The sequence below is a fragment of the Methanocaldococcus jannaschii DSM 2661 genome, assembly GCF_000091665.1.
GTDB lineage: Archaea > AGJL01 > Methanococci > Methanococcales > Methanocaldococcaceae > Methanocaldococcus > Methanocaldococcus jannaschii.
This window is the reverse complement of the sequence record NC_000909.1, coordinates 334,455-356,805: the sequence shown is the minus strand read 5'-3', so window position 1 is coordinate 356,805 and position 22,351 is coordinate 334,455. Positions and strand designations below refer to the sequence as shown.

The 22,351-nt window shown below is 30.7% G+C and carries 25 protein-coding genes and 1 CRISPR repeat array; of the genes, 8 read left to right on the top strand and 17 right to left on the bottom strand.

Annotated features, from left to right (window positions below; translation table 11 throughout):
* Window positions 1–1,020 carry a M50 family metallopeptidase gene (locus tag MJ_RS02060; protein ID WP_010869891.1) on the bottom strand — a complete coding sequence of 340 codons (1,020 nt, stop codon included), beginning with the start codon at window positions 1,018–1,020 and terminating at the stop codon, window positions 1–3.
* 90 nt (window positions 1,021–1,110) lie between these two features.
* Between MJ_RS02060 and cbiT the strand changes: the two genes are divergently transcribed.
* Both cbiT and MJ_RS02050 read left to right on the top strand, forming a co-directional pair.
* A complete protein-coding gene (cbiT, locus tag MJ_RS02055) occupies window positions 1,111–1,653 on the top strand; it encodes a precorrin-6Y C5,15-methyltransferase (decarboxylating) subunit CbiT (protein ID WP_064496481.1) in 543 nt (180 codons plus the stop codon).
* A 6-nt stretch (window positions 1,654–1,659) separates the two neighbouring features.
* Window positions 1,660–2,052 carry a hypothetical protein gene (locus MJ_RS02050; RefSeq protein WP_010869889.1) on the top strand — a complete coding sequence of 131 codons (393 nt, stop codon included), beginning with the start codon at window positions 1,660–1,662 and terminating at the stop codon, window positions 2,050–2,052.
* An 8-nt stretch (window positions 2,053–2,060) separates the two neighbouring features.
* Here the strand turns inward: MJ_RS02050 and MJ_RS02045 are convergent, their stop codons facing one another.
* Window positions 2,061–2,981: a tyrosine--tRNA ligase gene (locus MJ_RS02045; RefSeq protein ID WP_010869888.1), complete on the bottom strand. Its 921-nt coding sequence runs from the start codon at window positions 2,979–2,981 to the stop codon at window positions 2,061–2,063.
* Window positions 2,982–3,071: 90 nt separating this feature from the next.
* Between MJ_RS02045 and MJ_RS02040 the strand changes: the two genes are divergently transcribed.
* The 3 genes from MJ_RS02040 to cas2 all read left to right on the top strand — a co-directional run bounded on the left by MJ_RS02040 (window position 3,072) and on the right by cas2 (window position 5,505).
* Entirely contained in the window at window positions 3,072–3,695 is a 624-nt protein-coding gene (locus tag MJ_RS02040) for a DUF2067 family protein (protein ID WP_010869887.1), read from the top strand.
* Window positions 3,664–3,963: a DNA-directed RNA polymerase subunit L gene (locus MJ_RS02035; protein WP_010869886.1), complete on the top strand. Its 300-nt coding sequence runs from the start codon at window positions 3,664–3,666 to the stop codon at window positions 3,961–3,963. Before MJ_RS02040 ends, MJ_RS02035 begins: the two co-directional genes overlap by 32 nt.
* 374 nt (window positions 3,964–4,337) lie before the next feature.
* A CRISPR array of direct repeats spans window positions 4,338–5,112; the repeat unit is 30 nt; unit sequence GTAAAATCAGATCCCTCGGGGAATGGAAAT.
* A 129-nt stretch (window positions 5,113–5,241) separates the two neighbouring features.
* Window positions 5,242–5,505 carry a CRISPR-associated endonuclease Cas2 gene (gene cas2, locus MJ_RS02030; RefSeq protein WP_064496911.1) on the top strand — a complete coding sequence of 88 codons (264 nt, stop codon included), beginning with the start codon at window positions 5,242–5,244 and terminating at the stop codon, window positions 5,503–5,505.
* Here cas2 and cas8a2 read toward each other — a convergent pair.
* From cas8a2 to MJ_RS02000, 6 genes are read right to left on the bottom strand one after another with little or no spacing between them, the layout of a single operon-like run.
* Window positions 5,502–6,557: a type I-A CRISPR-associated protein Cas8a2/Csa4 gene (gene cas8a2 / locus MJ_RS02025; RefSeq protein ID WP_244409463.1), complete on the bottom strand. Its 1,056-nt coding sequence runs from the start codon at window positions 6,555–6,557 to the stop codon at window positions 5,502–5,504. The genes cas2 and cas8a2 overlap by 4 nt on opposite strands.
* A complete protein-coding gene (locus MJ_RS02020) occupies window positions 6,547–7,263 on the bottom strand; it encodes a CRISPR-associated endonuclease Cas3'' (RefSeq protein WP_064496479.1) in 717 nt (238 codons plus the stop codon). The genes cas8a2 and MJ_RS02020 overlap by 11 nt, the downstream gene beginning before the upstream one ends.
* Window positions 7,264–7,287: 24 nt before the next feature.
* Window positions 7,288–9,132 (bottom strand): CRISPR-associated helicase Cas3', encoded by a 1,845-nt coding sequence (cas3, locus tag MJ_RS02015; protein WP_010869882.1) that lies wholly within the window; start codon window positions 9,130–9,132, stop codon window positions 7,288–7,290.
* Window positions 9,123–9,854 (bottom strand): type I-A CRISPR-associated protein Cas5a, encoded by a 732-nt coding sequence (gene cas5a, locus MJ_RS02010; protein ID WP_064496478.1) that lies wholly within the window; start codon window positions 9,852–9,854, stop codon window positions 9,123–9,125. The genes cas3 (MJ_RS02015) and cas5a overlap by 10 nt, the downstream gene beginning before the upstream one ends.
* 15 nt (window positions 9,855–9,869) lie before the next feature.
* Complete coding sequence (gene cas7a / locus MJ_RS02005; RefSeq protein ID WP_010869880.1) at window positions 9,870–10,832, bottom strand: type I-A CRISPR-associated protein Cas7/Csa2; 963 nt, start codon at window positions 10,830–10,832, stop codon at window positions 9,870–9,872.
* Window positions 10,832–11,173: a hypothetical protein gene (locus tag MJ_RS02000; RefSeq protein ID WP_244409461.1), complete on the bottom strand. Its 342-nt coding sequence runs from the start codon at window positions 11,171–11,173 to the stop codon at window positions 10,832–10,834. The genes cas7a and MJ_RS02000 overlap by 1 nt, the downstream gene beginning before the upstream one ends.
* A gap of 135 nt (window positions 11,174–11,308) precedes the next feature.
* Here MJ_RS02000 and csa3 point away from each other — a divergent pair, with 135 nt between their 5' ends.
* A complete protein-coding gene (gene csa3 / locus MJ_RS01995) occupies window positions 11,309–11,923 on the top strand; it encodes a CRISPR-associated transcriptional regulator Csa3 (protein ID WP_064496477.1) in 615 nt (204 codons plus the stop codon).
* Here csa3 and cas1b read toward each other — a convergent pair.
* From cas1b to cas6, 4 genes are all read right to left on the bottom strand, one after another.
* Window positions 11,920–12,888, bottom strand: coding sequence for a type I-B CRISPR-associated endonuclease Cas1b (gene cas1b / locus MJ_RS01990; RefSeq protein ID WP_010869877.1), 969 nt, complete (start codon window positions 12,886–12,888; stop codon window positions 11,920–11,922). The genes csa3 and cas1b overlap by 4 nt on opposite strands.
* Before the next feature lie 165 nt (window positions 12,889–13,053).
* Window positions 13,054–13,566 carry a CRISPR-associated protein Cas4 gene (cas4, locus tag MJ_RS01985; protein ID WP_010869876.1) on the bottom strand — a complete coding sequence of 171 codons (513 nt, stop codon included), beginning with the start codon at window positions 13,564–13,566 and terminating at the stop codon, window positions 13,054–13,056.
* Window positions 13,567–13,574: 8 nt separating this feature from the next.
* Window positions 13,575–15,767, bottom strand: coding sequence for a CRISPR-associated helicase Cas3' (gene cas3 / locus MJ_RS01980; RefSeq protein ID WP_394296059.1), 2,193 nt, complete (start codon window positions 15,765–15,767; stop codon window positions 13,575–13,577).
* Between the two features lie 357 nt (window positions 15,768–16,124).
* On the bottom strand, window positions 16,125–16,877 hold the full coding sequence (gene cas6, locus MJ_RS01975) for a CRISPR-associated endoribonuclease Cas6 (protein WP_064496476.1): 753 nt from the start codon (window positions 16,875–16,877) through the stop codon (window positions 16,125–16,127).
* Window positions 16,878–16,953: 76 nt separating this feature from the next.
* On the opposite strand from cas6, the gene MJ_RS01970 reads away from it, so the two are divergent.
* Window positions 16,954–17,928 (top strand): phosphatase PAP2 family protein, encoded by a 975-nt coding sequence (locus tag MJ_RS01970; protein WP_064496475.1) that lies wholly within the window; start codon window positions 16,954–16,956, stop codon window positions 17,926–17,928.
* A 56-nt stretch (window positions 17,929–17,984) separates the two neighbouring features.
* On the opposite strand, the gene MJ_RS01965 is transcribed toward MJ_RS01970, so the two are convergent.
* The 4 genes from MJ_RS01965 to ftsZ form a co-directional block, all read right to left on the bottom strand.
* The gene (locus tag MJ_RS01965; RefSeq protein WP_010869872.1) at window positions 17,985–18,470 is read right to left on the bottom strand and encodes a 50S ribosomal protein L11; all 486 of its coding nucleotides are present in this window, start codon (window positions 18,468–18,470) and stop codon (window positions 17,985–17,987) included.
* 97 nt (window positions 18,471–18,567) lie between these two features.
* On the bottom strand, window positions 18,568–19,011 hold the full coding sequence (locus MJ_RS01960) for a transcription elongation factor Spt5 (protein WP_010869871.1): 444 nt from the start codon (window positions 19,009–19,011) through the stop codon (window positions 18,568–18,570).
* 155 nt (window positions 19,012–19,166) lie between these two features.
* On the bottom strand, window positions 19,167–19,391 hold the full coding sequence (locus MJ_RS01955) for a protein translocase SEC61 complex subunit gamma (protein ID WP_010869870.1): 225 nt from the start codon (window positions 19,389–19,391) through the stop codon (window positions 19,167–19,169).
* 9 nt (window positions 19,392–19,400) lie between these two features.
* Window positions 19,401–20,495: a cell division protein FtsZ gene (gene ftsZ / locus MJ_RS01950; RefSeq protein ID WP_010869869.1), complete on the bottom strand. Its 1,095-nt coding sequence runs from the start codon at window positions 20,493–20,495 to the stop codon at window positions 19,401–19,403.
* A gap of 273 nt (window positions 20,496–20,768) precedes the next feature.
* Between ftsZ and MJ_RS01945 the strand changes: the two genes are divergently transcribed.
* Entirely contained in the window at window positions 20,769–21,878 is a 1,110-nt protein-coding gene (locus tag MJ_RS01945) for a DNA topoisomerase IV subunit A (RefSeq protein WP_010869868.1), read from the top strand.
* Between the two features lie 41 nt (window positions 21,879–21,919).
* Here the strand turns inward: MJ_RS01945 and MJ_RS01940 are convergent, their stop codons facing one another.
* A complete protein-coding gene (locus MJ_RS01940; protein WP_244409459.1) occupies window positions 21,920–22,228 on the bottom strand; it encodes a hypothetical protein in 309 nt (102 codons plus the stop codon).
* Window positions 22,229–22,351: the final 123 nt, after the last annotated feature.

Sequence of the window (22,351 nt, the reverse complement as noted above, 5' to 3'; positions counted from 1 at the left end):
TTAATCTTTTAGCTCTTCTTTTAACTCCAATATACTCATAGCCCTCAAGATATCTGTTTTTGATATGATTCCTTTTAATTTTCCACCTTCTACAACAAATACTCTATCTGTATTAGCCATTTTTCTTAGAATCTCTTTTATATCAGTATCTTCACTAACTACAACAGGCTTTTCCATATAATCCCTTACAGTTCCTTCTTTTTTATGTATATTACCTATTCCAATACAGCCAACTAACTTCCCATTTTCAACTACAGGATATCCAAAATACTTATGTTTAAGCATAAAATCCAAGAACTCCTCTATACTCATATCTGGAGTTACATATACTGGATTTGGCGTCATAATGTCCTTTGCCTTAATATTTTTAAATATTGTCTCAACTTCTACCACTCTACTTTCTTGCTCAGCTCCAAAATAAACAAACAAACTAACCAAGATTAATATAATGTTCATTGATAAGAGACCAAATAAGAGCATTATTAAAGCCAAGCTCTTTCCAATATTTGCTGCTATCTTCGTTGATTTCAAATAACCATATTTTTTTGACAATATAGCTCTCAATATTCTTCCGCCATCCATAGGAAATGCTGGAATTAAATTAAATCCTCCAAGCATTAAGTTCAGTAGGCTTAAAGTATATAATAGAGGATATCCATTTATGTTTATATCAAAAAATTGAGATACAATTAACAAAACTATTCCAATAATAAAGCTAACTAAAGGCCCAGCTATCCCTATCCTTAACTCCCCCTCTTTTGGGATTTTATCCATCATCGCCACTCCACCAATCGGCAATAGCAAAATTTTTTCTATCTTTACCCCATACTTCTTAGCTACATAACTATGACCTAACTCATGTAAAACAACAGACACAAATAATAAGATAAAGAGAACTGCCCAAAATATGCTATTATTCATTATAGACAGTCCAATTATGACCACTAAAAATAAAATAAAGGTTATATGAAGCTCTATTGGAATCCCCATAATTTTGAATAATCTTATTGAGTAATTCATACCCCTCCCCCTATTTTTATTTTAATTACATTTTTAATCCTATTGCTATATATTACTATTTCATAACATATTTATGATTCGGTGAAATATATGATTCCAGATGAAGAATTTATAAGAAGAGAAGGAGTTCCAATAACAAAAGAAGAAATTAGGGCTGTGAGTATTGGGAAATTAAACTTAAATAAAGATGACGTTGTTGTTGATGTTGGTTGTGGAAGTGGAGGAATGACAGTTGAGATAGCAAAGAGATGCAAGTTTGTTTATGCTATAGATTATTTAGATGGCGCTATTGAAGTAACTAAACAAAATTTAGCCAAATTTAATATTAAAAATTGCCAAATAATAAAGGGAAGGGCAGAAGATGTTTTAGATAAATTAGAATTTAATAAAGCTTTTATAGGTGGGACAAAAAATATTGAAAAGATAATTGAAATTTTGGATAAAAAGAAAATAAATCACATTGTTGCTAACACAATTGTTTTAGAAAATGCTGCTAAAATAATAAATGAATTTGAGAGTAGAGGTTACAATGTTGATGCCGTTAATGTTTTTATTTCTTATGCTAAAAAAATCCCTTCTGGACACATGTTTTTGGCAAAGAATCCAATAACTATAATAAAAGCAGTTAGGTAGATAATCATGGAAGAGAAAATAATCCTATCAATCCAAAACCCAGAAGATGTTTTAATTTCTTATGTTGATATTTACTTAGGAGATAAAAATGTTTCATTGGAGGTTTTATCTAAGGATACTGCAAAGATAAATCTACCATTTGATAAAGATGAAGGAGAGGGGGAGATTGTAGTTAAAATTAAATATAAAACTCTTCCACACTACAAAAATAATAATAATAAAAAGGAAGTTAAAAAACAAGATTATAAAAATTTAACACAAACTCTTAATGAAATCACTAAAAAAACTACTAATAGAAAAGATAATGATATTATTATAGCTGACTCTAAACCAGTTTCATTAGATGGGCTTAAAAAAGAAGAGAAAAAGAAAAAGTTAAATGATATAATAATTGTCTAATTTTATAATTATAATCTCTTTCTAATTGGCTCTAAAATCTTTATAAGTTCTTCAGCTACAGCATTTTTTAAATCCATTGGATGCAATTCCTTATTTTTAAATAAACTCTCTAACTCCTCATAGCTATTAACTGTCAAATCTCCACCAAATTTTTCTGGCCTTTTTATGGTTAAAGGATATTCAAGGAAGTATTTAGCTATCTCCATTATTGGATTTCCTTCAACAACTCCAGCTGGGCAGTATGCTTTCTTTATCTTAGCCCTAATCTCTTCTGGAGAGTCATCAACAGCTATAAAATTCCCTTTTGAAGAACTCATCTTTCCTTCTCCATCCAAACCCGTTAAGACAGGGTTGTGAATACAAACAACCTTTTTTGGTAAAAGCTCCCTTGCTAACATGTGTATTTTTCTCTGCTCCATCCCTCCAACTGCAACATCAACGCCTAAATAATGAATATCATTAACCTGCATTATTGGATAGATAACTTCAGCAACCTTTGGATTTTCATCCTCTCTTGCTATAAGTTCCATACTCCTTCTTGCTCTTTTTAAGGTAGTTTTTAAAGCCAATCTATAGACATTCAGTGTATAATCCTTATCAAGCTGGAATTCACTTCCATAAACATATTTTGCCTTTAACCCCATTGCTTCAAAAACTTTTTTGTTATAATCTCCTATTTTTCTAATCTCATCCAACTCTCCTTTCTGGTTTAAATAGGCGTGTAAATCAGCCAACAATATAATTATATCAAATCCAGCATTTTGTAAATCAATCATCTTTTTTATTTGGAGATAATGCCCTAAATGTATTTTACCACTTGGTTCAAAACCTATGTAAGCAGATTTTTCATCTTTTTTTAAAACCTCTCTTAACTCTTCCTCGCTGATAATTTCAGATGTGTTTCTCTTTATCATTTCAAATTCGTCCATGATATATCACCACAACATTTTTGTTCATGCAAAACTTTATTATATAAGCTATGGTAATTTATAAATTTACTTTATTATTTTGGTGATACTATGAGAAAGATTATTTCATCAAAAGTGAGTTGTGATGAAGAGCTTTTGGAGCTTTGTGAGAGATTATCAAGGATGGACATTGATTGCACAATAGAATCAAAAGGAAATAGAGTTAGAGTTTATGTATTTGGTTATGATAAGGACTCTTTGAAAGRGAATTATAGAACAATTAGGGAAGTTATGGAAAAAGTCAAGAGAAAATATCAAAAAGATGATGAAGGGTTGTATAAATATCCATTATTTGAATTAAAATATCCAGTTAATAAAAACTTAATAATAGATGCACTAAAAACTTTAGGATATAAAGTTATATACTTGGAAGATGAAAACGCTATAAAAACAAATGTAGATATTAACAAATTCAATGAAATATTGGGAGAACTCCACGAATTATCTCAAGAGTTAAGATTTTCAAATCTTGGGTCAAAGCCCGTTAAAAATTTAGTAGTTTTAGTTTCATACATTACTAAAAAGCCAGTTGATGATGTTATTGAGGAAGCTTTAGAAAAAGGATTCTTTAGAGAGGAAGAAGGTAGAATAGTTTTAAATAAGGATATAAACTTGGCTAAAAAAGCTTTATTGGAGGGAGAAGATGGAGATAAAGATATTGGAGAGGAAAGATAATTTGGTAGAGATTGAACTAATTAATGAAGACCATTCATTACCAAATCTATTAAAAGACATTTTATTAACAAAAGAAGGAGTTAAGATGGCATCCTACTCTATAGACCATCCATTATTACATCCAGAAACTGGAAGGTATATATCAAACCCAAAGATAACTATAATTACTGAAGAGGGAACAGACCCTTTAGAAGTTTTAAAGGAAGGGTTGAGAGATATTATTAAAATGTGCGATACTTTACTGGACGAACTAAAGGAAAAGAAGTAATTTGAATAGTATCACGTTAAAAGATTTTATATTTGGAATTAATTTCTTTAACTCTTTTCTTAACTTATTTAATAGAAGTTTAAATTTGATTTCTAAGGGTGGCTTATTTTAAACATTTTATTAATTTGGATGTATTAAATTATTTAGGTTTTTGGGAGTAAGGGCTAAATACATTTAGGAGTAAGATTTCCCCAATAAATAACAAACACTTTCAAATTTAAAGTGATAAAAATGATTATTTTTATTAAAGAAATAAGAATTTAACTACCATAAGGTTTATATTGCAAAACGGTTATTTATCCTTAAGAAATTATGGTATAGAAAAGCTTAAATATCAGGAGAGTTAAGGTATAATATATTGAAAAAGTCCCCCTGTAAAATCAGATCCCTCGGGGAATGGAAATTGCTCCTCAAAATGTACAAAATACTCAGATTAAATCGTAAAATCAGATCCCTCGGGGAATGGAAATCAAATATTACCCTATAACCTCTTTTACCTCTATTGTGTAAAATCAGATCCCTCGGGGAATGGAAATACAAATCAACATAAAAATAACTTCAATAAAAGTTGAGTTAAGTAAAATCAGATCCCTCGGGGAATGGAAATTTATTCATTTTGGGAACTGTATTATCTCTATTATTATGTAAAATCAGATCCCTCGGGGAATGGAAATTTCTACAACTTTAACACTTACATAAATAACTCTCTCATCGTAAAATCAGATCCCTCGGGGAATGGAAATAATCCACTACCTAATCCCATATCAGCTGGTAATCCACGTAAAATCAGATCCCTCGGGGAATGGAAATGAAGGGAGGACTTTCCCCTGAACAATTGGAAAAATAGTAAAATCAGATCCCTCGGGGAATGGAAATAATGCTTACACTGATGAACCAGATGGGGAAGAGCAATATGGTAAAATCAGATCCCTCGGGGAATGGAAATACCGTATTAAAATACATACAACAAATAGAAGATGACGTAAAATCAGATCCCTCAGGGAATGGAAATCTTAAATAAGATTTTTTATCTTATTTTTTTTTATTGAATGTAAAATCAGATCCCTCGGGGAATGGAAATAAATCGACATCTTGGACAATTTTATGAGCTTCAACTCCGTAAAATCAGATCCCTCAGGGAATGGAAACAACAGATGAATAGGGAGAAGGGAATGGAAACTCATTAGAAGATAATCAATGTTAAAAAAAGAATGGGACTATGTAAATAAAATCTTGAAGAAAATTAAAAATATAAGAAACCTTCTTCAAGATGAGAGTATGTATGTTATTATTGTCTATGATGTGAATGTTTCAAGAGTAAATAAGATAAAAAGCTTTTTGAGAAAGCACTTAAATTGGGTTCAGAATAGTGTTTTTGAGGGAGAAGTTACAAAGGCAGAGTTTGAAAGAATAAAAGATGGAATTTTGAGAATTATTGATGAAGATGAAGATTCAGTAATTATCTACCAATTTCCATTAAATTTTATGCCAAAAAGAGAGATTTTAGGTTTAGAAAAGAATCCAATTGATGATATTATTTAATAAAAATTTCCAAACCATTCCAAAATACTCTGAATAATTAGAGGAGATATTCTTACACTTTTTAACTTTCTTATAGCTGAATATACTGCATCTAAGTCATCATAAAGAATACCATCTATGAAGGTTAGGGAAACTTCTAAATCACCTCTAAGTATGTTATCTACAAACTGGATTGTATTATAGAAATCAGTAGCTTTTAAATACCATAAAAAGTCCATAAGTTTTGATAAATCATACTCTCCAAAAGATCGTATTGCTTGATTGTTATCAACATTCTCGAGAGTGTAACTAACAACTGAAAAATTCTTTTTTGTAACTATTTCCAAGGCACTTATTGATTCAGTATGGGTTAAATGATATAGCAGTGCCAATTTTTTATTTACAAAAAATTTATATTTTCCAAGTTGATAGTTGTTAATTTTCTTTTTTAAATCTTTTAAAGCAAGGATTTCAATAAGTCCTAATTCTTCAAGAGGTTTTATGGCATAAATATGAATATATGTTGCTCTATTGTCTGATATATTTATGTATGGAGCATAATAATGGAAACCAATCCAGGCAAGGGCATAGTTGGAATCATCTATTTTTATTGGATTTCCACCTTTTACACCATAAATTTTTGGCATATATTTACCAGCAGCTGGCATTAAAGTAAGTGGCACTGTATTTTTACTCTTTGTAGATAATTTTCCTTTTTTAATATTTTCTTTTATCTTTTCAAGAGTTTTTGGAATTCCATCCCAATAAACGTTATTAATATTTGCACCTGCACTAAAATCAACATCACTTATAATTTTGATATCCTCCTTTGTGGAAATATACTTACCAATAGCTTTATGCAGGGAAAGCATATCCTCCAATGCATTTAACATTCCCTTTTCAATTCTATTTTTAATATTTACATTAGTAGGTTCTTCAACTACAATACAATATTTATTCCCAATTGGGAAAAATCTGAGATTTTCAACGCCTTCTCTAACTAAACACTCAACTACTCCATAAGCTATATATAAATCAAGTATCTCATTATATCCTGGTGTCTCAAATAACATAACTCTCAACCTCCAAAACTTCTGCAAACTTTGGAGCTTTTCCTTCTCTACTCTCAGCCCCTTTATAATCACACATGACTAAAGGTAAAAGCAGAGTTCCAACAATAAATCTAAGCTTCTCTGAATTTGGTGTATGTCTTGCTCTAACACTCATTTCGATAACAAATCTGATAATATCGTCCTTATTAGAATCATTTTTAATTATATCCCCTATTGAATATCCAATTAACTTTTTAATAAGATCTTCAAAATCTTCAATCATTCCATCAAACTTTTTTAGCTTATCAAGCACGACTTCAGCTGTCAATTCTTTCTTTTTAAGATTTCTTATTTGACCCATAATAATCGGCTCATGGTGGAGCATTACAGTTAAAGCTCCAATGAAGGCAAGGTTTTTATCACCAAATTTTTTAAGGAGAATGTGATAAGTATAGTAAGCACTAACAAGCTCATGTCTAAAGCCCATGAGTTTTTCTTGATCGTTAATGATAGCTCTTTGATATATCTTTGAAGCTTTACCAATATCGTGAAGTTTTATCAAAATCTTCATAAATTCATCAACTTTTTCGATATCTAACTTTATGTTTAAAGCCTCTAAAGCTCTCTTTATAGTTTTTAAGTATCTATATTTTATTCTCTCCCAATATTTGACCATATCGTTAACATGATCAATAAGGGATTGATTTTTAAAGGCTAAAACTTCCATAATCTCACCCAAAATCAAAGTTTGTTAAATTATTATCCCAGTTTCTTTAGAGTAATATTTGTCATCAATTATGTAGATTTTGTAAGGTTGTAGTTTTCCAGCTTTTTTAAGACTACATATCCAACCTTTCTCATCGTATTCTTTAATTAACTCAAATTTTTTATCAAACTTCTCCCACTTGTTTTTAAGCCAGTTATAGCTCACACGAATAACATATTTTGGATTAAACTCAATTATTTCTTTATTTTTTACTTTTTCTTCAGCATTTTCTAATGGATACAATATTGCAAACATTTCTGGTCTTGCCTTGAGTTCATATTCTGGAGGTGTAGAAAAGAGTTTTAACTCTCTGAAATATATGTAGGCAGAGTAATAGTCTTTAGGGACTATGTTGTTTTCATAATATTCCTTATAAACCCTATCTAAAGCCTCACGAGCTTTAATTATGTCGTATAAATATTCACTAACACTTTCAACTTCATCAAAGCTTTTTATCATAATTAATGGATCATAGGGCTGTGTTGAATATGGAATAAAGTATAGATCTTTTTTCTTCAGAATTTTGTTATTTTCAATAAGCTTTCTTATTGTCTTGTTTCCCAAATCACCGATGTAAAACTTTTTAGGGACGATTTTGCTCTTTCCTTTTTTCTCTTCAATTGTTTCAATAGTTAATTCAATAACTCTCCCATAATCTTTGTTATTTACCAGTGTTACATAGGCATTTTCAAATGGGATATTTTTAAATCCTAAAATTACTTTTTCCCTATGGTCTTCATTTATTTTCTCATTAAAATTTGGCAATACAACTATTACTTTGCCTCTTTCTCCTTTTCTTCTTGCACATCTTCCTATTCTTTGTATTAATGCATCTAATGGAGCTAAATCAGTTATTACAAGCCCTACATTTGTCAAATCCAAACCTGCTTCAACCACCTGTGTAGCAACAATTATCTCGGCTTTATCAATGTCTTTCTCTTTTTCTGCTCTATCTTCTACTGTAAATCTTGAGTGTAGGAGTAATGAATTTCCAAGTTGCTTTACTTTTTCATAAACCTCTATGGCACTGTTTACAGTGTTTTTTATTATCAACACCTTTTTTCCTTCATTTATTGCTTTTTTGATTTCATTACTAAGTTCTTCGTCACTTAATTTTTCCTTAAATTCAACAACTACTTCTCCTCTCTCTGGTTTTTTCGTATCTTCTGGATTAACGGTTATTGGTTCTTCATCGTGTATGCCAAGTATTTTTTTAAGCTCTGTTGGAAGTGTCGCTGTCATAAAGACTAATGGAACGTTAGCTTCTACCAATCTTTTAACTACCAATCCAATCAATCTCGGCATGTAAAGGCTTTCATCCTGATACATCTGTATTTCATCAAAAACTACTAAACTTTGAGCAATTGCCCCACATGGGAAGGTAAATCTATCTCCAACAGTCCTATGGGCTGCTAACCCATAAAGAAATGTATCCCAAGTAGTTAAAACAACAAACCCTAAGAAAGCATGGGTTTCCTCTAATCCATACTCAACTTGAACTATTTTTTTAGCTAATTCCTCAACTTTATCCTTTGAATATCCTTTTATTTCAAGAATTTTTTTAATATAATTCCTGATTCTTTCTACCTGTTTTTCAACAAGTGAACGTGTCGGAAGAACATAGATTAATCTTGGAACTTTCCAATCGTTGGAGATGAATTGATATAAGTAGGGAATAATTGCTGCTTCTGTTTTTCCACCAGCAGTTGGTATCTCTATTACTACCCTCCCCCCAAGTTCCATAATTTTATTAATCTTTTCCCATGCCCTAATTTGATAATCATAAGGCTCATGATCTGTAATTTGTTTAAAAAAATTAATTATATCCATAACCCAATCACCTCATCAAAGGCAATAATTTTGTAATTTCCGTCAAAAATTCTATCTGATTCAACGTAATATGAGCTTCTTCTATAACGTTTTTCAATAAGTGGTAGTAAATACGGCTCTTCTTTTACTTTATTTCCAAAATTTGGAGTTTCAAGCATATTTTCAATAATACCTCCATTTATGCTCATTTTTGATACTTTTTTAAACTTCACATAGGTTTTTAGAGGAGCTTTTTCTTCTTTTACTTCAACCCATTCAGTTTTAATCACATTTCCCACACACTCAGTATCTCCGAGCTGGTCAATTAAATAAACTGCCTTAAGCATTAGATCTTTTTCTTCTTCACTCAACTTTCTCCTAAAAACATAAATAGCTAAAATCTCCCTTGCAAATACATATTCTCTTCTCATTGCGTCACTTTTTTCTGGATTTTTTTGATCTTCTAAGTTTCTAAGTCTCTTTAGTAGAATTGGGGTTTTTATGATACTACTTTTGTATGGCTTTGCTCCGACATAGATGAGCTTATTTTCCAATTCTTCAACAGTTTTTTTAGCAATTTCATCTAAACTCTTTCCTTTTTTTCCACCAAGCAATATAATTCCCTTAGCTAATGCCCCTTTTAATGCTGATGGAGATGGTAATAGCAAAGATTGTCTAACTTGATAAGACTGTTTTCCAAAAGAATAGAATGGAAATCGGAGGAGAGCTACTAAAGCCTCCATAATCAACCCCTCAATTTATAATTTCTCTATTATTTTTGAGATTAGCTCTTCAACTGATGAAACGCTCTCACCAAAATCTACATTGTATCCGAAATCCTCAATCTCAAATCCAAGTTTCTTTGCATTTTCTACAACGTTTTTGCTTACTTCTACATAATCCTCATAGAATCCATGAACTAAGGCAGGTATTGGTTTTTCACTAACAACCGCTATCATTTCTTCAAGTTTAAATACTGGGAATGACCTGGCTAAATTTGCTCCAATATAACCACTTAGCATTGGAATCAAAGCTTTTAATGCCGATACTATTCTTGCTTTTCTTTCATCATCTTCAATAACTGGATTTGATGGAGATGATTGAGGAACTCCAACAAATCCCAAATCTAATATGATTTCAAATCCATACAGCCCAGTTGCATACTCTCTATTAAATAACATTTGGGCAGTTTGTTCTTCTCCAGATTTTATTGCTCCTTTTTCATCAATATCAACTCTATTATGCTTTACAGCATAAACGAGCCTTTCATCTACTTCTTTTATGAAATCTTCTGTTGGGAGTATAAATGAGGTTTTTACAAGAGAAACTCTTCTAACTCCAGTTTTTGGAGCTAGAAATCCATGAACATCTGCATCAGCAAAGTTTTTAATGATTTCACTTTCATCCTTCAATTCAACTTCAGAACCATCAGCTTTTTTGGCTTTAGTTTCCTGTCCAAACCTTGCCCCATTATATCTCAAAGCCCTTTCTGTTAAATTATCTTTGTAATCTGTCTCTCTAAAGAAATCAACAAAGCTTACAAAATGCCAATGCTTAACCATATTTCCAGAAATTGCTGGCACTTCAAGGATTTCCCATCTATCATCATTCTTTATGCTAACCTTAGCTTTTGTTATCTCCACATAATTTGTTCCTCCCCCACCTTGGGCATTTAAAGAATGGGAATTCAACCTAACTCTTCCTGAGATTCTCAAGAACATTACTGATCACCTCTTTTTCTGTGGTCTTTTTCCCAGTCTGCAAAAGCCCAGAGTGCCATGCTTAATCCAATTTTTCTAACTTCCTTTTCATTATCTCCGATTTCTCTCAAAGTTTCTTCCAACTTTTTTACGTCCTCTGGAGATGGGACTTCAATATTTCCTTTCTTTTTTAGTTTTGGGGACAATCTTAATCCTTTATATAACGCTTCTAAAAGTTCATTTGCATTTCTTGCTTTAGCTACTCCATCAATGATGTCATAAGCATATTCCTCAAACTTATCGCTTATAAGGTAGCTAAGATATCTTCCAATATTTTTCATCCAATTCTCCAACTTTATCACCTCATCTATTGACACTACATAATATTAATATGGGAAAATATAAACTTTACTAAGGAATTTCGTAGAAGTATACAAAGTATTTATATATTACTTCGAAGTAAAATATATACATAAGAAGTATTTTTGGTGAGGTATATGAGATATATAGCCACCTTTGGATACCATACAAACCATATTTTTGATAAAAATGGGAAAATAATTGGAATAGATGACGAAAAAATTAGTAACATGATTTTAATATACAGTTTAGATGTAGATGCAGATGAAAATACAGTAAATTCGATTAAAAACACAAAAAATTATATTGAGTCAAAACTAAAAGAATATAACATCCCTTATCTATTTGTTGAAGTTAATCCTTACGAATTTAATACGAATGTTAAAAATTTTAGAAAATACATTGTTCCTAAAACTATCATCAATTTAACAGGTGGAAAAAGAATAGTAGGATATGCATTATTTTATGCCGCAGTACTTGAAAAAGAAAATGTAGAGAAAGTGTTTTATGTATCAAAACTTGGAGATATCATTGAATTTCCATTAATTCCTCCAGACATAAAATTAACAGAACTTGAAATGAAAATTCTTAATTTATTAGATAAAGAAGGAGAAATGTCCGTAAGTAATATTGCACATAAATTAGAAAGATCCCTATCTACTATAAGTGAATATGTTTCACAACTTGAAAAAAAGGGTTTAGTTAAAAAACTAAGCAAAGGTAGAAGAAAAATTGTTAAAAAGGTTATCTAAAACCATGCAACTAACGGCTCATATCTCTTCTGCCCAACCAAGTGTTTAACCAACTTATAAGCCTCTAATCTTATCAATCTCCTCTTTGAGACATTCTTTTTTAGTTTTTTATGATTAACTGTTTTATCCATCTCCTTGTTGAAGTGTTCTAAAACTACTTTCATCCCTTCTTTGTTTAGTAGAACTCCATTTAAATCATCTCTAAAATGCTTTTTCTGGATAATTCCTTGTTTAACTAATCTATTAGCCAATCTATCAGCAATCATTGGTTTAAATATCTCACTCAAATCTAATGCCAAGGAAAACCTCCTCTCATGAGGTTCATGTAAATAACTAACAGTTGGAGTCAGTTGAGTATTATAAAGCTCGGTGATTATAGCTGGGTAGAGACGAGAGTTTAAAAAGCTTATTAACGCATTCATCTCATTCTTTGGAGGTCTTCTTGTCCTTTTAACTATTTTAAAGTCATCTGGTAGGGTCTCATCCCACAATCTATAATATTCAGTCCTAACTCTCCCCTCTACGTTCATAACCTCTGTTATCTTGTTGCAGTTGTTTAGTTCTTCAATATAACTGCTAAATTTAGTCTTGTTTTTAAATTTTAATAAATTCCACTCCATATTTTTTATTCCTCCAATGATAAACAGCTTTGCCAACTCTAATCTCTTATCCTTATCTAAATAATGCTCAACTTGATTAACTACTAAATAACCAGAGTGTAGAGATTCTCTTGGATAAAATGAGCCGTCATAATAACCATAGTGGTTAAAGAAGTGCAAAGCAATGCCTTTCTGAGCTAAATAATGTAGAGCTTGGGAGCTTATGCTAACCTTTCCATATATGTAGATGTCATAAATTCCTTCAATAGCTAAGGGCTTTTTGCCTCTTGCATTCTCAAAGTAGATTGTATTTTCCTTTCTAAATAAATAGCCATCTGATAATAAAGTTAGGGACTTTTTTCTCATAGTATCACCAAATTAAATAAAACATAACTCATAATAAGCACAATTTTGCAGATTTTCTGATACCATAGGGCTTCGCCCTATTGGGATACCCAGGATGCATTGCTTCTTTGCAGAAGCAATGCCTCTTAGCTCACTTTTGACGTATCTTCGAAGTAACATAAAATTCTAAATAAAACATAATTCATAATAAGCACAATTCTTGCAAATCTTCTGATAAATAGGCTCTGGTGGTTCTTTTAATGATTTTATGTATTCAATCTCTTTTATTGCTCTTTTTATTTCCTCTTTGTTATTTTCTTTTAACTCAATCTCTTTAATCTCCTTAAGTTTTGGATAATGAAGGATTGCCTTAGATTTTATTCCTAAACTGTTTAAATAATAGATGTAATACAATACCTGCATTATATGGGCTTTCTCCATCTGTTTGCCCCTCTTTACCTCATGAATCTCAATGACATCACGCTTTTTAATAAAATCAATTTTTATACTACCTATCTGAACTTCCTTCTCCTCTCCAAAATAACTTTTTTCATGTAAAAATTTTCCTAAATCAACAAAATCACTTTCTTGCTCCATAGTTATGCCTCTAACAAAATACCAAAGCTTTGTCTTACATACATAGAGATAGTTTATCTCAATACCTCCAATTATAAGCTCTTCTTCCAAATAATTTTCCATAATTCCACCTATAAGATGTCTTCAAACTCCTCTTCCTCTTTGTAGTCAAATCCTATTTCATAAGTATATTTAAATGAACAAATTAAATATCTTCTGGTTTTTCTACCAACTCTTTTTTCATAAGGGTAAAAGTGAATTAATCCCTCCTCATTTTTCATTTCATTTAAAATTAAATAGGCTGGGATTTTTGCCATATACTCTGCTCTTAAGGAATTTTCTCCCAATTCATCAAAATAAACTTGAGGAACTACTTCAATCTTCATAAACTTATCATCTCTAACTTTAAAGAATCTTCCTTCTTCATCTATTGTTGATATATCTGTCCAATGCCTTCCAAATAATATTGCCTCATCAAAAAATAACTTTAAATCACTTGGAATGCTTAAATTATAATCTTTATAAACATTATCAACGAAATCTTTAATATCTCTATAATCCAAAGGTTTTTCATAGAATTTTATATGATTAATTGTTTTTTCTATTAGTTCCTTGCTATATGGCAAGTGTTTATACGGCAAAAATATTTTTAGCTTGTATTCTTTTCCATTTTCTCTCCAATCTTTTCCTTTTCTGTGCAATCTTCCAGCCCTCTGCCCAAGTGCATCTGGTGGAGATAGTTCAGAATACATAACATCGACGGACATATCAAGAGAAATTTCAATCACTTGAGTGGCAACAATAACATAAGGTTTATTTTGACTTTTTCTCATCTCTTCCAAAGTAAAAATCTCATCCTCTTTTTTAACTCTATCTTTATAGGCAAATTGAGAATGATAGAGAATCGCTGGGACTTTGTCCCTTACTGCTTTATAAAATTCCCTTGCTCTTTCAACAGTATTTAAGATAATCGCTTGAGATAATCCTTTTTTATAATTCTCTATTATTTCGTTAATTATATTTTCATTAACTTTCCATTCATCATCCTCTTTCCAAATTAAATGATTTTCTGAACATTTAAGTTTAAAAGGTTTGTAATTTAACCCTTCCTCATCAACTACAAGTTCATAACCTTCAAGGTTGTTCATTAAAAAGTTTGGCAGTGTTCCACTCATAAGTAAATGAGGAATATCCATCCTCCTTAAAATATCAAAAAGAGTTAATAAATGCTCTAATGTGTATTTTTCATAGTAATGAACTTCATCAAAGATTATAACTGAATTTTGAATATTTCCCAAAGCAAAATCCGCCTGAGAAAATCCATGAACAAAAGAGTATATAACATGGTCAATGGTTGTTATTGTTATTGGTTTAAAAAATACATTTCCCTTGAAATTTTCATCCCTAATTTCCTCTAAATCGTCTTCATCCTCTATTTCTTTTGAGTCCCTCAATTTTATAAAGCTCTTTCCATGGAATAAACCGACGTTCTCCTCTCCAAAGATCTTTACCAATCTATCATACATTGCATTGCTTGTTACTTGCGTAGGCATTGCTAAGATGATTTTGTTTCTTTTGAAGTTTTTTAATGCATTCAATGCCCAAAGTAACGCTCCTTCAGTTTTACCTCTCCCACAAGGAGCAAACAACATCACAAACTTATTTTTTGAGTTGTAAAGTTCTTTTTGGAATTTGTATGGTTCATAATCTTTTAGAATAAACGATATTGGATTATCAATATTTAAAGTAGGAACATAAATTTCTGGATTCTCTAAAACATCATCAAAAATTCCTTCCCTGTCTTTTGCATATTCACTAAAGTTTAAACTTGCAAAATCATCACACAATTGAAGAATAGAAAACATAAATGAAAATATTGACTTTATTTTTATTTTATCATCAAAGCTTAGTGATTTGATGTAATTATTTGCCTCTATCCAATATTTCCTTCTTAATCTGTGTAGTTCTAAAGGTTTTGCATCTTTTGGAATATCCTCTATCTTTAAGTCCTCAAACTCAAAAAACTTTGAAAATCCAAGAGATTCATAAGCTTCTTTAGAATTTTTTATAAATTCTTTGATTTCTTCTATTAAAAAAGTCCCTTTTTTGTATTGTTGATAATCAGCATATAAGTTGTTGTAAAGTTGTGTATGATGAGATAAAATAGCAAAAACTTCAATTGGAATATCGAAAAGATAATCAAACTCAATATTTTTTATAATGGGAAGTGCATAAAGTGGATGGGGATGTTTATTGCTTCTTTTTCCTTTTTTTATGTTATTTTGGAACCCCTCTGTTATCTTTCCAATATCATGCAAATAAATGGTAAAAAAAGTATTCTTTGTTTTATAAAATTATCAAGAGGTATAGTGAGCATATCTTCACCAGTTTAGATATGACTTTTTAACAAATTTAATTTTAAATAATAGATATTTTGAAATAACCTATATATAAACGTATCGATATAATCTAGATTTAAATAAATAAACTAACATTTATATGTAAAGCTTATATATAAAGTATATGAAAATAAAGTAAAGATTGAAAAGTTGTTAAAAGATAGAAGTGTATAAATAGGTTGTTATGAGTTATGTAGTATGATTAATAAATGATTTTGTTTAACACGTTTTTATGCAATAATGAAAAAGTAAATAGGAGATATTAACAATTATTAGCCACAATTAAATTTTTGTTTTGAGTTTTTTATTTTTTTGATTTTTATCTTCAACATTTACAACCATTCCAAAACCCATACTATTCTTCTCTCCAAAACCACACTCATAACCAAATTTTATTAAATCGTAGTCCCCCCAGACCTTAAACACCATTTCAGAACACCTACAATAAATATCATTTTTTATTCTCATCCTTTTAGGTCTAAATTTTAAGACTTCAAATTCAAAGTTCATGTCACATTTTTCATTATAGAATGCTTCATATTTCTTTTTTAGATTATTCTTTAAGTTTTCATAAAATTTAGAATTGTTTGGTAATAAATCATAAGTTTTTAAACCATCTTCTGTCTCAATCATCGTCTTTAAGTAAATTGGAGATATGGTTTTTAATATATTGAATTTCTTTGGAATTGGTAGAATTTTAGCCTTTCTTACAAAGAATTCAACATTTCCTACTCTCAACTTTCCATCCTCTAAGAGTCCAGCAACAAAATTCTCAATAAACTCATTGTTTGGTGAGGATATATAGAGATATGCCTTCCCATCTATAGTTTCAATCCCTTCCTTTCTAATAACCCTCTTTCTAATCTGCAATAAAGAAAAAGTAAAGAACTTAAACTTCTGATAATTATGTAATCTTTTAGCATAGGCAGGATTTGCAGAGTGAATTTTATTGTATATGGCTGATGCCAAATAATACTGATGATTATAAGGAATTACTGTGAAGTTGTCTGTCTGTAACTCTAACTCAATTCTCATACTCTCCCTCATAAAATATTTAAATAAACAATAACACTTTATTAACCTTAGGAAATTAATGATATCTGGTGGTTATATGGATTTATACGCTATGGCTGAATATCTTGTAAATAATTATGGTTACATTGGGATATTTATAATTTCATTTACAGAGGCATTTATACAACCAATTCCCCCAGATGTTTTTATAATTGGGGCATCTTTTTTTGGTTTAAATCCAATAATCTCTGCTATAGTAGCAACAATTGGCACAACTTTAGGAGGTTTGTTTGGCTACTTCTTAGGGGATAAATTAGGGCATCCAATATTTATAAAACTTTTTGGAGAGAAATATCTGCATAAAGGAGAAGAATTTTTTAACAAATATGGAGTTTATGGAGTTGTAATTGCGGGTTTCTCCCCCTTACCATATAAAGTTATTGCATGGCTATCTGGAATTTTTGAAATGCATAAATTATTATTTACAGTTGGAACAATAATTGGAAGATTACCAAGATTTTTGGCAGTTGCATATTTTGGAGATGTTTTGGGAAATATAAATAGATTAAGTGATATAAATATTTATTTATTCTATTTAATAAATTCTCACTATAATTATATATTTGATGCAATTATGCCAATCATCTCTAAAACAGCATATCCTTTAATTGCAATCACATCCTTAATAATATTTATAAAAAATAGAAAATTCGGGATGAAATTAATCTTCGCCTTATTTTTAGCTTTTATGATTGCATTTTCATTAAAATATTTAGTAAATGAGCCAAGGCCTTATTTAGTTTTAGATAATGTGCATTTGTTATGCAATGAAGGAAATGAGCCAAGCTTTCCAAGTGGTCATACAACTTTAGCATTTACATTAGCAACATCCTTATTATTTTACTCAAAAAAACTTGGAATATTGTTTTTAAGTTGGGCTATAATTGTAGCTTATAGTAGAGTTTATGTTGGAGTTCATTATCCTTTGGATGTCCTTGCTGGAATGATTATTGGAATTTTCTGTGGATGTTTAACAAGAATAGATATATACAAATTAATAGATAATATCTAAAAAATACATAAAAACCAGAATATTATCAAAAGAAAAATAAAAAAGGAAAAATCAATTTATTCTTCTTTAAAGTATTCATCATAAACTCCAGCATCAATCTCTTTTTGGACTTCTTTAGGGTCTTTTCCTTCAACTGTCACTCCCATTGAACCACAGGTTCCTAAAACCTCTTTTACAGCGTTCTTTAATGTATATGAGAGCATAGCATCTTTTTTCATCTTAGCTATTTTAATAACCTGTTCCAATGTTAAGTTTCCAACAACTTCATGTCTTGGTTCGTGAGCAGCGGTTTCAATTCCTAACTCCTTTTTAATTAGAGCAGTTGTTGGAGGAATTCCAACTTCAATTTCAAACTTTCTTGTTTCGGTATCAACTATAACTTTAACTGGAACTTGCATTCCTTCATAGTCTTTTGTTTTTTCATTAATCTCTTTAACAACTTGCATGACATTGACTCCTAAAGGCCCAATTGCAGGCCCTAATGGTGGCCCTGCTGTTGCTCTACCTCCAGTAACTAATACTTCAACAACCTCCTTAGCCATAAATATTCACCTCATGTTTGGAGTGTTTCAATAAGAAAATTAATGTGTAGATAAAATTAATATATTTGGTATATAAAGTTATGCCTCTAATATAAATTTAATCTTTATGCTTTGAAACTATTTTAACACCCTCAACTGGAAGGGTTATCGGTATAGGGACAGCGGCATTTTCAAGTTCCAAGGTAACTTCCTCTTTATGCTTATCAACTCTAATAACCTTTGCTCTCTCTCCTTTAAATGGCCCAGCAATGATTTCAACAACATCTCCTTTCTCAATATTTTCAATGATTTTCTTTGGAGTTAATAAAGGTTCTATCTCTTCAATAGCTATTGTTCCTGGTACTATTCCCCTAACCCTTGGCATTCCTTTTATTAATTCTTCAACATCTCCCTTTGTCTCTGCCTCAACTAAAACATATCCTTTCAATGACTCTGAAGCCAATATTGAATAAACATCCAACTGCTCTTTTTCAGCCCTACTTGCCATTAATCCAGCTATATTCTTTTCCTGGCCGACCATAGTTCTAACTGCAAAAATCATAATCTCACCTTAAATAAATTTTAAAAAATAAAATAGAGGTTTAGTGAAACGTGATATAAAAAAAGTTTTATATTTTTAGGGATTAAATATAGATTCAAATATGTTGTATAAATATCTTATCTATGTTGAACTTTTAACAACTGTAAGTGCTTTTTTTATACTCTTGGAGTTGTTGGAGGTTTTAATATTCCCTTAATGTATGTTGCTGGAACGTGAATTATGTATCCAATAATTCCCAATAAAGATATTCCCAAAGCTGTAACTTTAGCAACAGCCAAATATTCATCTTTTGTAGGTTTTTTCAAAACTAACCAAACTCTCCTACATTCTTCAATAAATTCTTTAAGTTGTTCAATTTTTTGATTAAAATCTGTTTTCATAATATCCCCTTAAATTTTTGGAATTCCTGTGAGTTCTAATTTTTTTCTTTTCAATCCTGTATCGGTAAATTCAATTCTTGACTGAACTCCTGTAATAACCAATAAAACCCTCACGGTATTCTCTAAGTTCTCATCTATTGTAGCTCCCCATATAATTGTAGCATTTGGGTCTAATCTTGAGGATACAGTGGCTACAACCTCTCTTGCCTCTTCTAATGTTAAGTCCTCAGGACCCATTACATGTATTAATGCTCCAGTAGCTCCATCTATATCAACATCTAATAATGGGGAGTTTAAAGCCATACTAACAGCTTCTTTAGCCCTTTTCTCACTATCACTCTCCCCGATACCAATCATCGCTAAGCCTCCATTGTTCATAACAGCTTTAACGTCAGCAAAATCAACATTAATCAATCCATCCTTGGTTATTAATTCAACTAATCCCTTTACAGCGTTGATTAATACCTCATCAGCTACCTTAAATGCCAATTTTAACGGCATATTTGGAACTATCTCAAACAATTTTTCGTTTGGAATAACAACTAACGTATCAGTATGTTGTTTTAACCTTTCTAAACCTTCCATCGCATTTTTCATCCTAACTTTCCCTTCCATTACAAAAGGTAGTGTAACTACAGCAACAGTTAAAGCCCCTATCTTTTTGGATATCTCAGCCACGACTGGAGCTGAACCAGTTCCAGTCCCTCCTCCTAAACCACAAGTAATAAATACCATATCTGAATCTTGTATTGCTGCTTTAATCTCTTCAGCACTTTCTTTTGCTGCCTCTTCTCCAATTTTTGGATTACCTCCAGCTCCAAGACCTCTTGTTAATTTTTTACCAATTAATATTTTTTTATCAGCTTTTGTTCTAATTAATTGCTGAGCATCAGTATTAATAGCAACGGTTTTAGCTCCTTCTATACCCTCCATCTTTAACCTTGTGATAGTGTTATTTCCTGCTCCACCACAACCAACTACTGTAATTTTTGCTTTAGTTTGTTGCAAATATTCCAATAATTCCTTATCCTCTGGAGACAATTCTAATTCATTAAACTCCTCTAATTTACTCCCTTCCTCTAAAACGTTTTTTAGAAATTTCACGTTATGACCTCCGTATTATTATTCTGAATTTGAATCTATAAATACAATAATAGATTTTAACGCTAATACTATTAACCAAATAATTATATATGAATATTTTATATAGTATTCCCTTACATGGTTGCCCATAGTTATCATGGTGTTGCATATTATTATTATTCAATTTTAAAATGAGGTATAAAAATCTATTGGTTATGGGTTTGCATAATAAAATAATTTAGGTTGAAATTATTGAACATTAAAAAATTATAAAAAATTACTTGGTGAGGGTGAATGGTTAAACTTCCTGCTATCTCAAAAAAACCAAGAGAGATTGCAAAACAAAAAATTATTGAATTGGCTAAAAAGATGTATGAGGATTTAATGAAAGGGAAAAGACCAAAGATAACAATGCCAATTAGAAGCTTATCTAATGCAATGTTTGATAAAGAAAAGGGTTCATTTACTTTAGTTGGTAAAGAAAAGGCAAGAACATTAACTGTAAATCAAGCAAAGATTTTTGCACAAACAACAAAGATGTTAGAGTTTGCTAAACAGTTGTTAGAGACAGACGATTTTTCAACATTAAGGGAAGCATACTATGTTTCAAAAAACTGGGGAGAGGCAAGATTTGATGACCAACAAGCATCAAACAACGTTATTGAGGATTTAGAGGCAGCTTTAGGAGTGTTGAGGGAACATCTTGGATTTATTCCAGAGGAAGATGGTTCTTCAGTAGTAGGACCGTTAAAAATTATTGAAGAAACACCAGAAGGAGAACTTGTCGTTGATTGTACAAAATTGGGGACTGGAGCATACAACATCCCAAACGATGTAACAAAATTAAACCTTGAGACAGATGCTGACTTTATATTGGCAATAGAAACATCAGGTATGTTTGCAAGATTAAATGCAGAGAGATTCTGGGATAAGCATAACTGCATACTGGTTTCATTAAAAGGGGTTCCAGCAAGGGCTACAAGAAGGTTTATAAAAAGATTACATGAAGAACACGACTTGCCTGTTTTAGTATTTACAGACGGAGACCCTTATGGGTATTTAAACATTTACAGGACCTTAAAGGTTGGGAGTGGTAAAGCCATACACTTAGCTGATAAATTATCAATTCCTGCAGCAAGGTTGATTGGAGTTACCCCACAGGATATCATTGATTACGATTTACCAACTCATCCATTAAAAGAGCAGGATATTAAAAGGATAAAAGATGGTTTAAAGAATGACGATTTTGTCAGAAGTTTCCCAGAATGGCAGAAAGCTTTAAAACAGATGCTCGATATGGGAGTCAGGGCAGAACAACAGTCTTTAGCTAAGTACGGTTTAAAGTATGTTGTTAATACATATTTACCTGAAAAAATTAAAGATGAGAGCACATGGTTACCATAAAAAATTATTATTTTAAAAAATTAAAAATTTATAAAAATATTTTATAAAAATTCAGGGTTGTAGTAATTTCTTATTTCGTTAATCTTCTCCCATATCTTTTTAATTTCTTTTTTATATACTTCATCCTCTATAAGGTTGTAGATTCCTTCAAGAGAAGATAGGATTACATCCATCAATAAATACTCTTCTTCTCCTTTTTCAATATCCTTCGAAAATATAATCTTTATGTCTTCTATTTTTATAAAGTTATTTCCCACTTCAATGTTTTTTGGATTAAAAACTCTCTTTTCTTCTTTTATTGATTCCTTAGGAGGATAATTTTTTAAACTTTCGAACTCATCAAAAGTCATGTCACCACCCAAAATATTAATCTATATATTTAAATTATTCAATTTTAATAATTAAAAACAAAATAAAAATAGAAATAGAATTTTAAATCATTGGCGCAGGGGCTGGGATTTGAACCCAGGCGG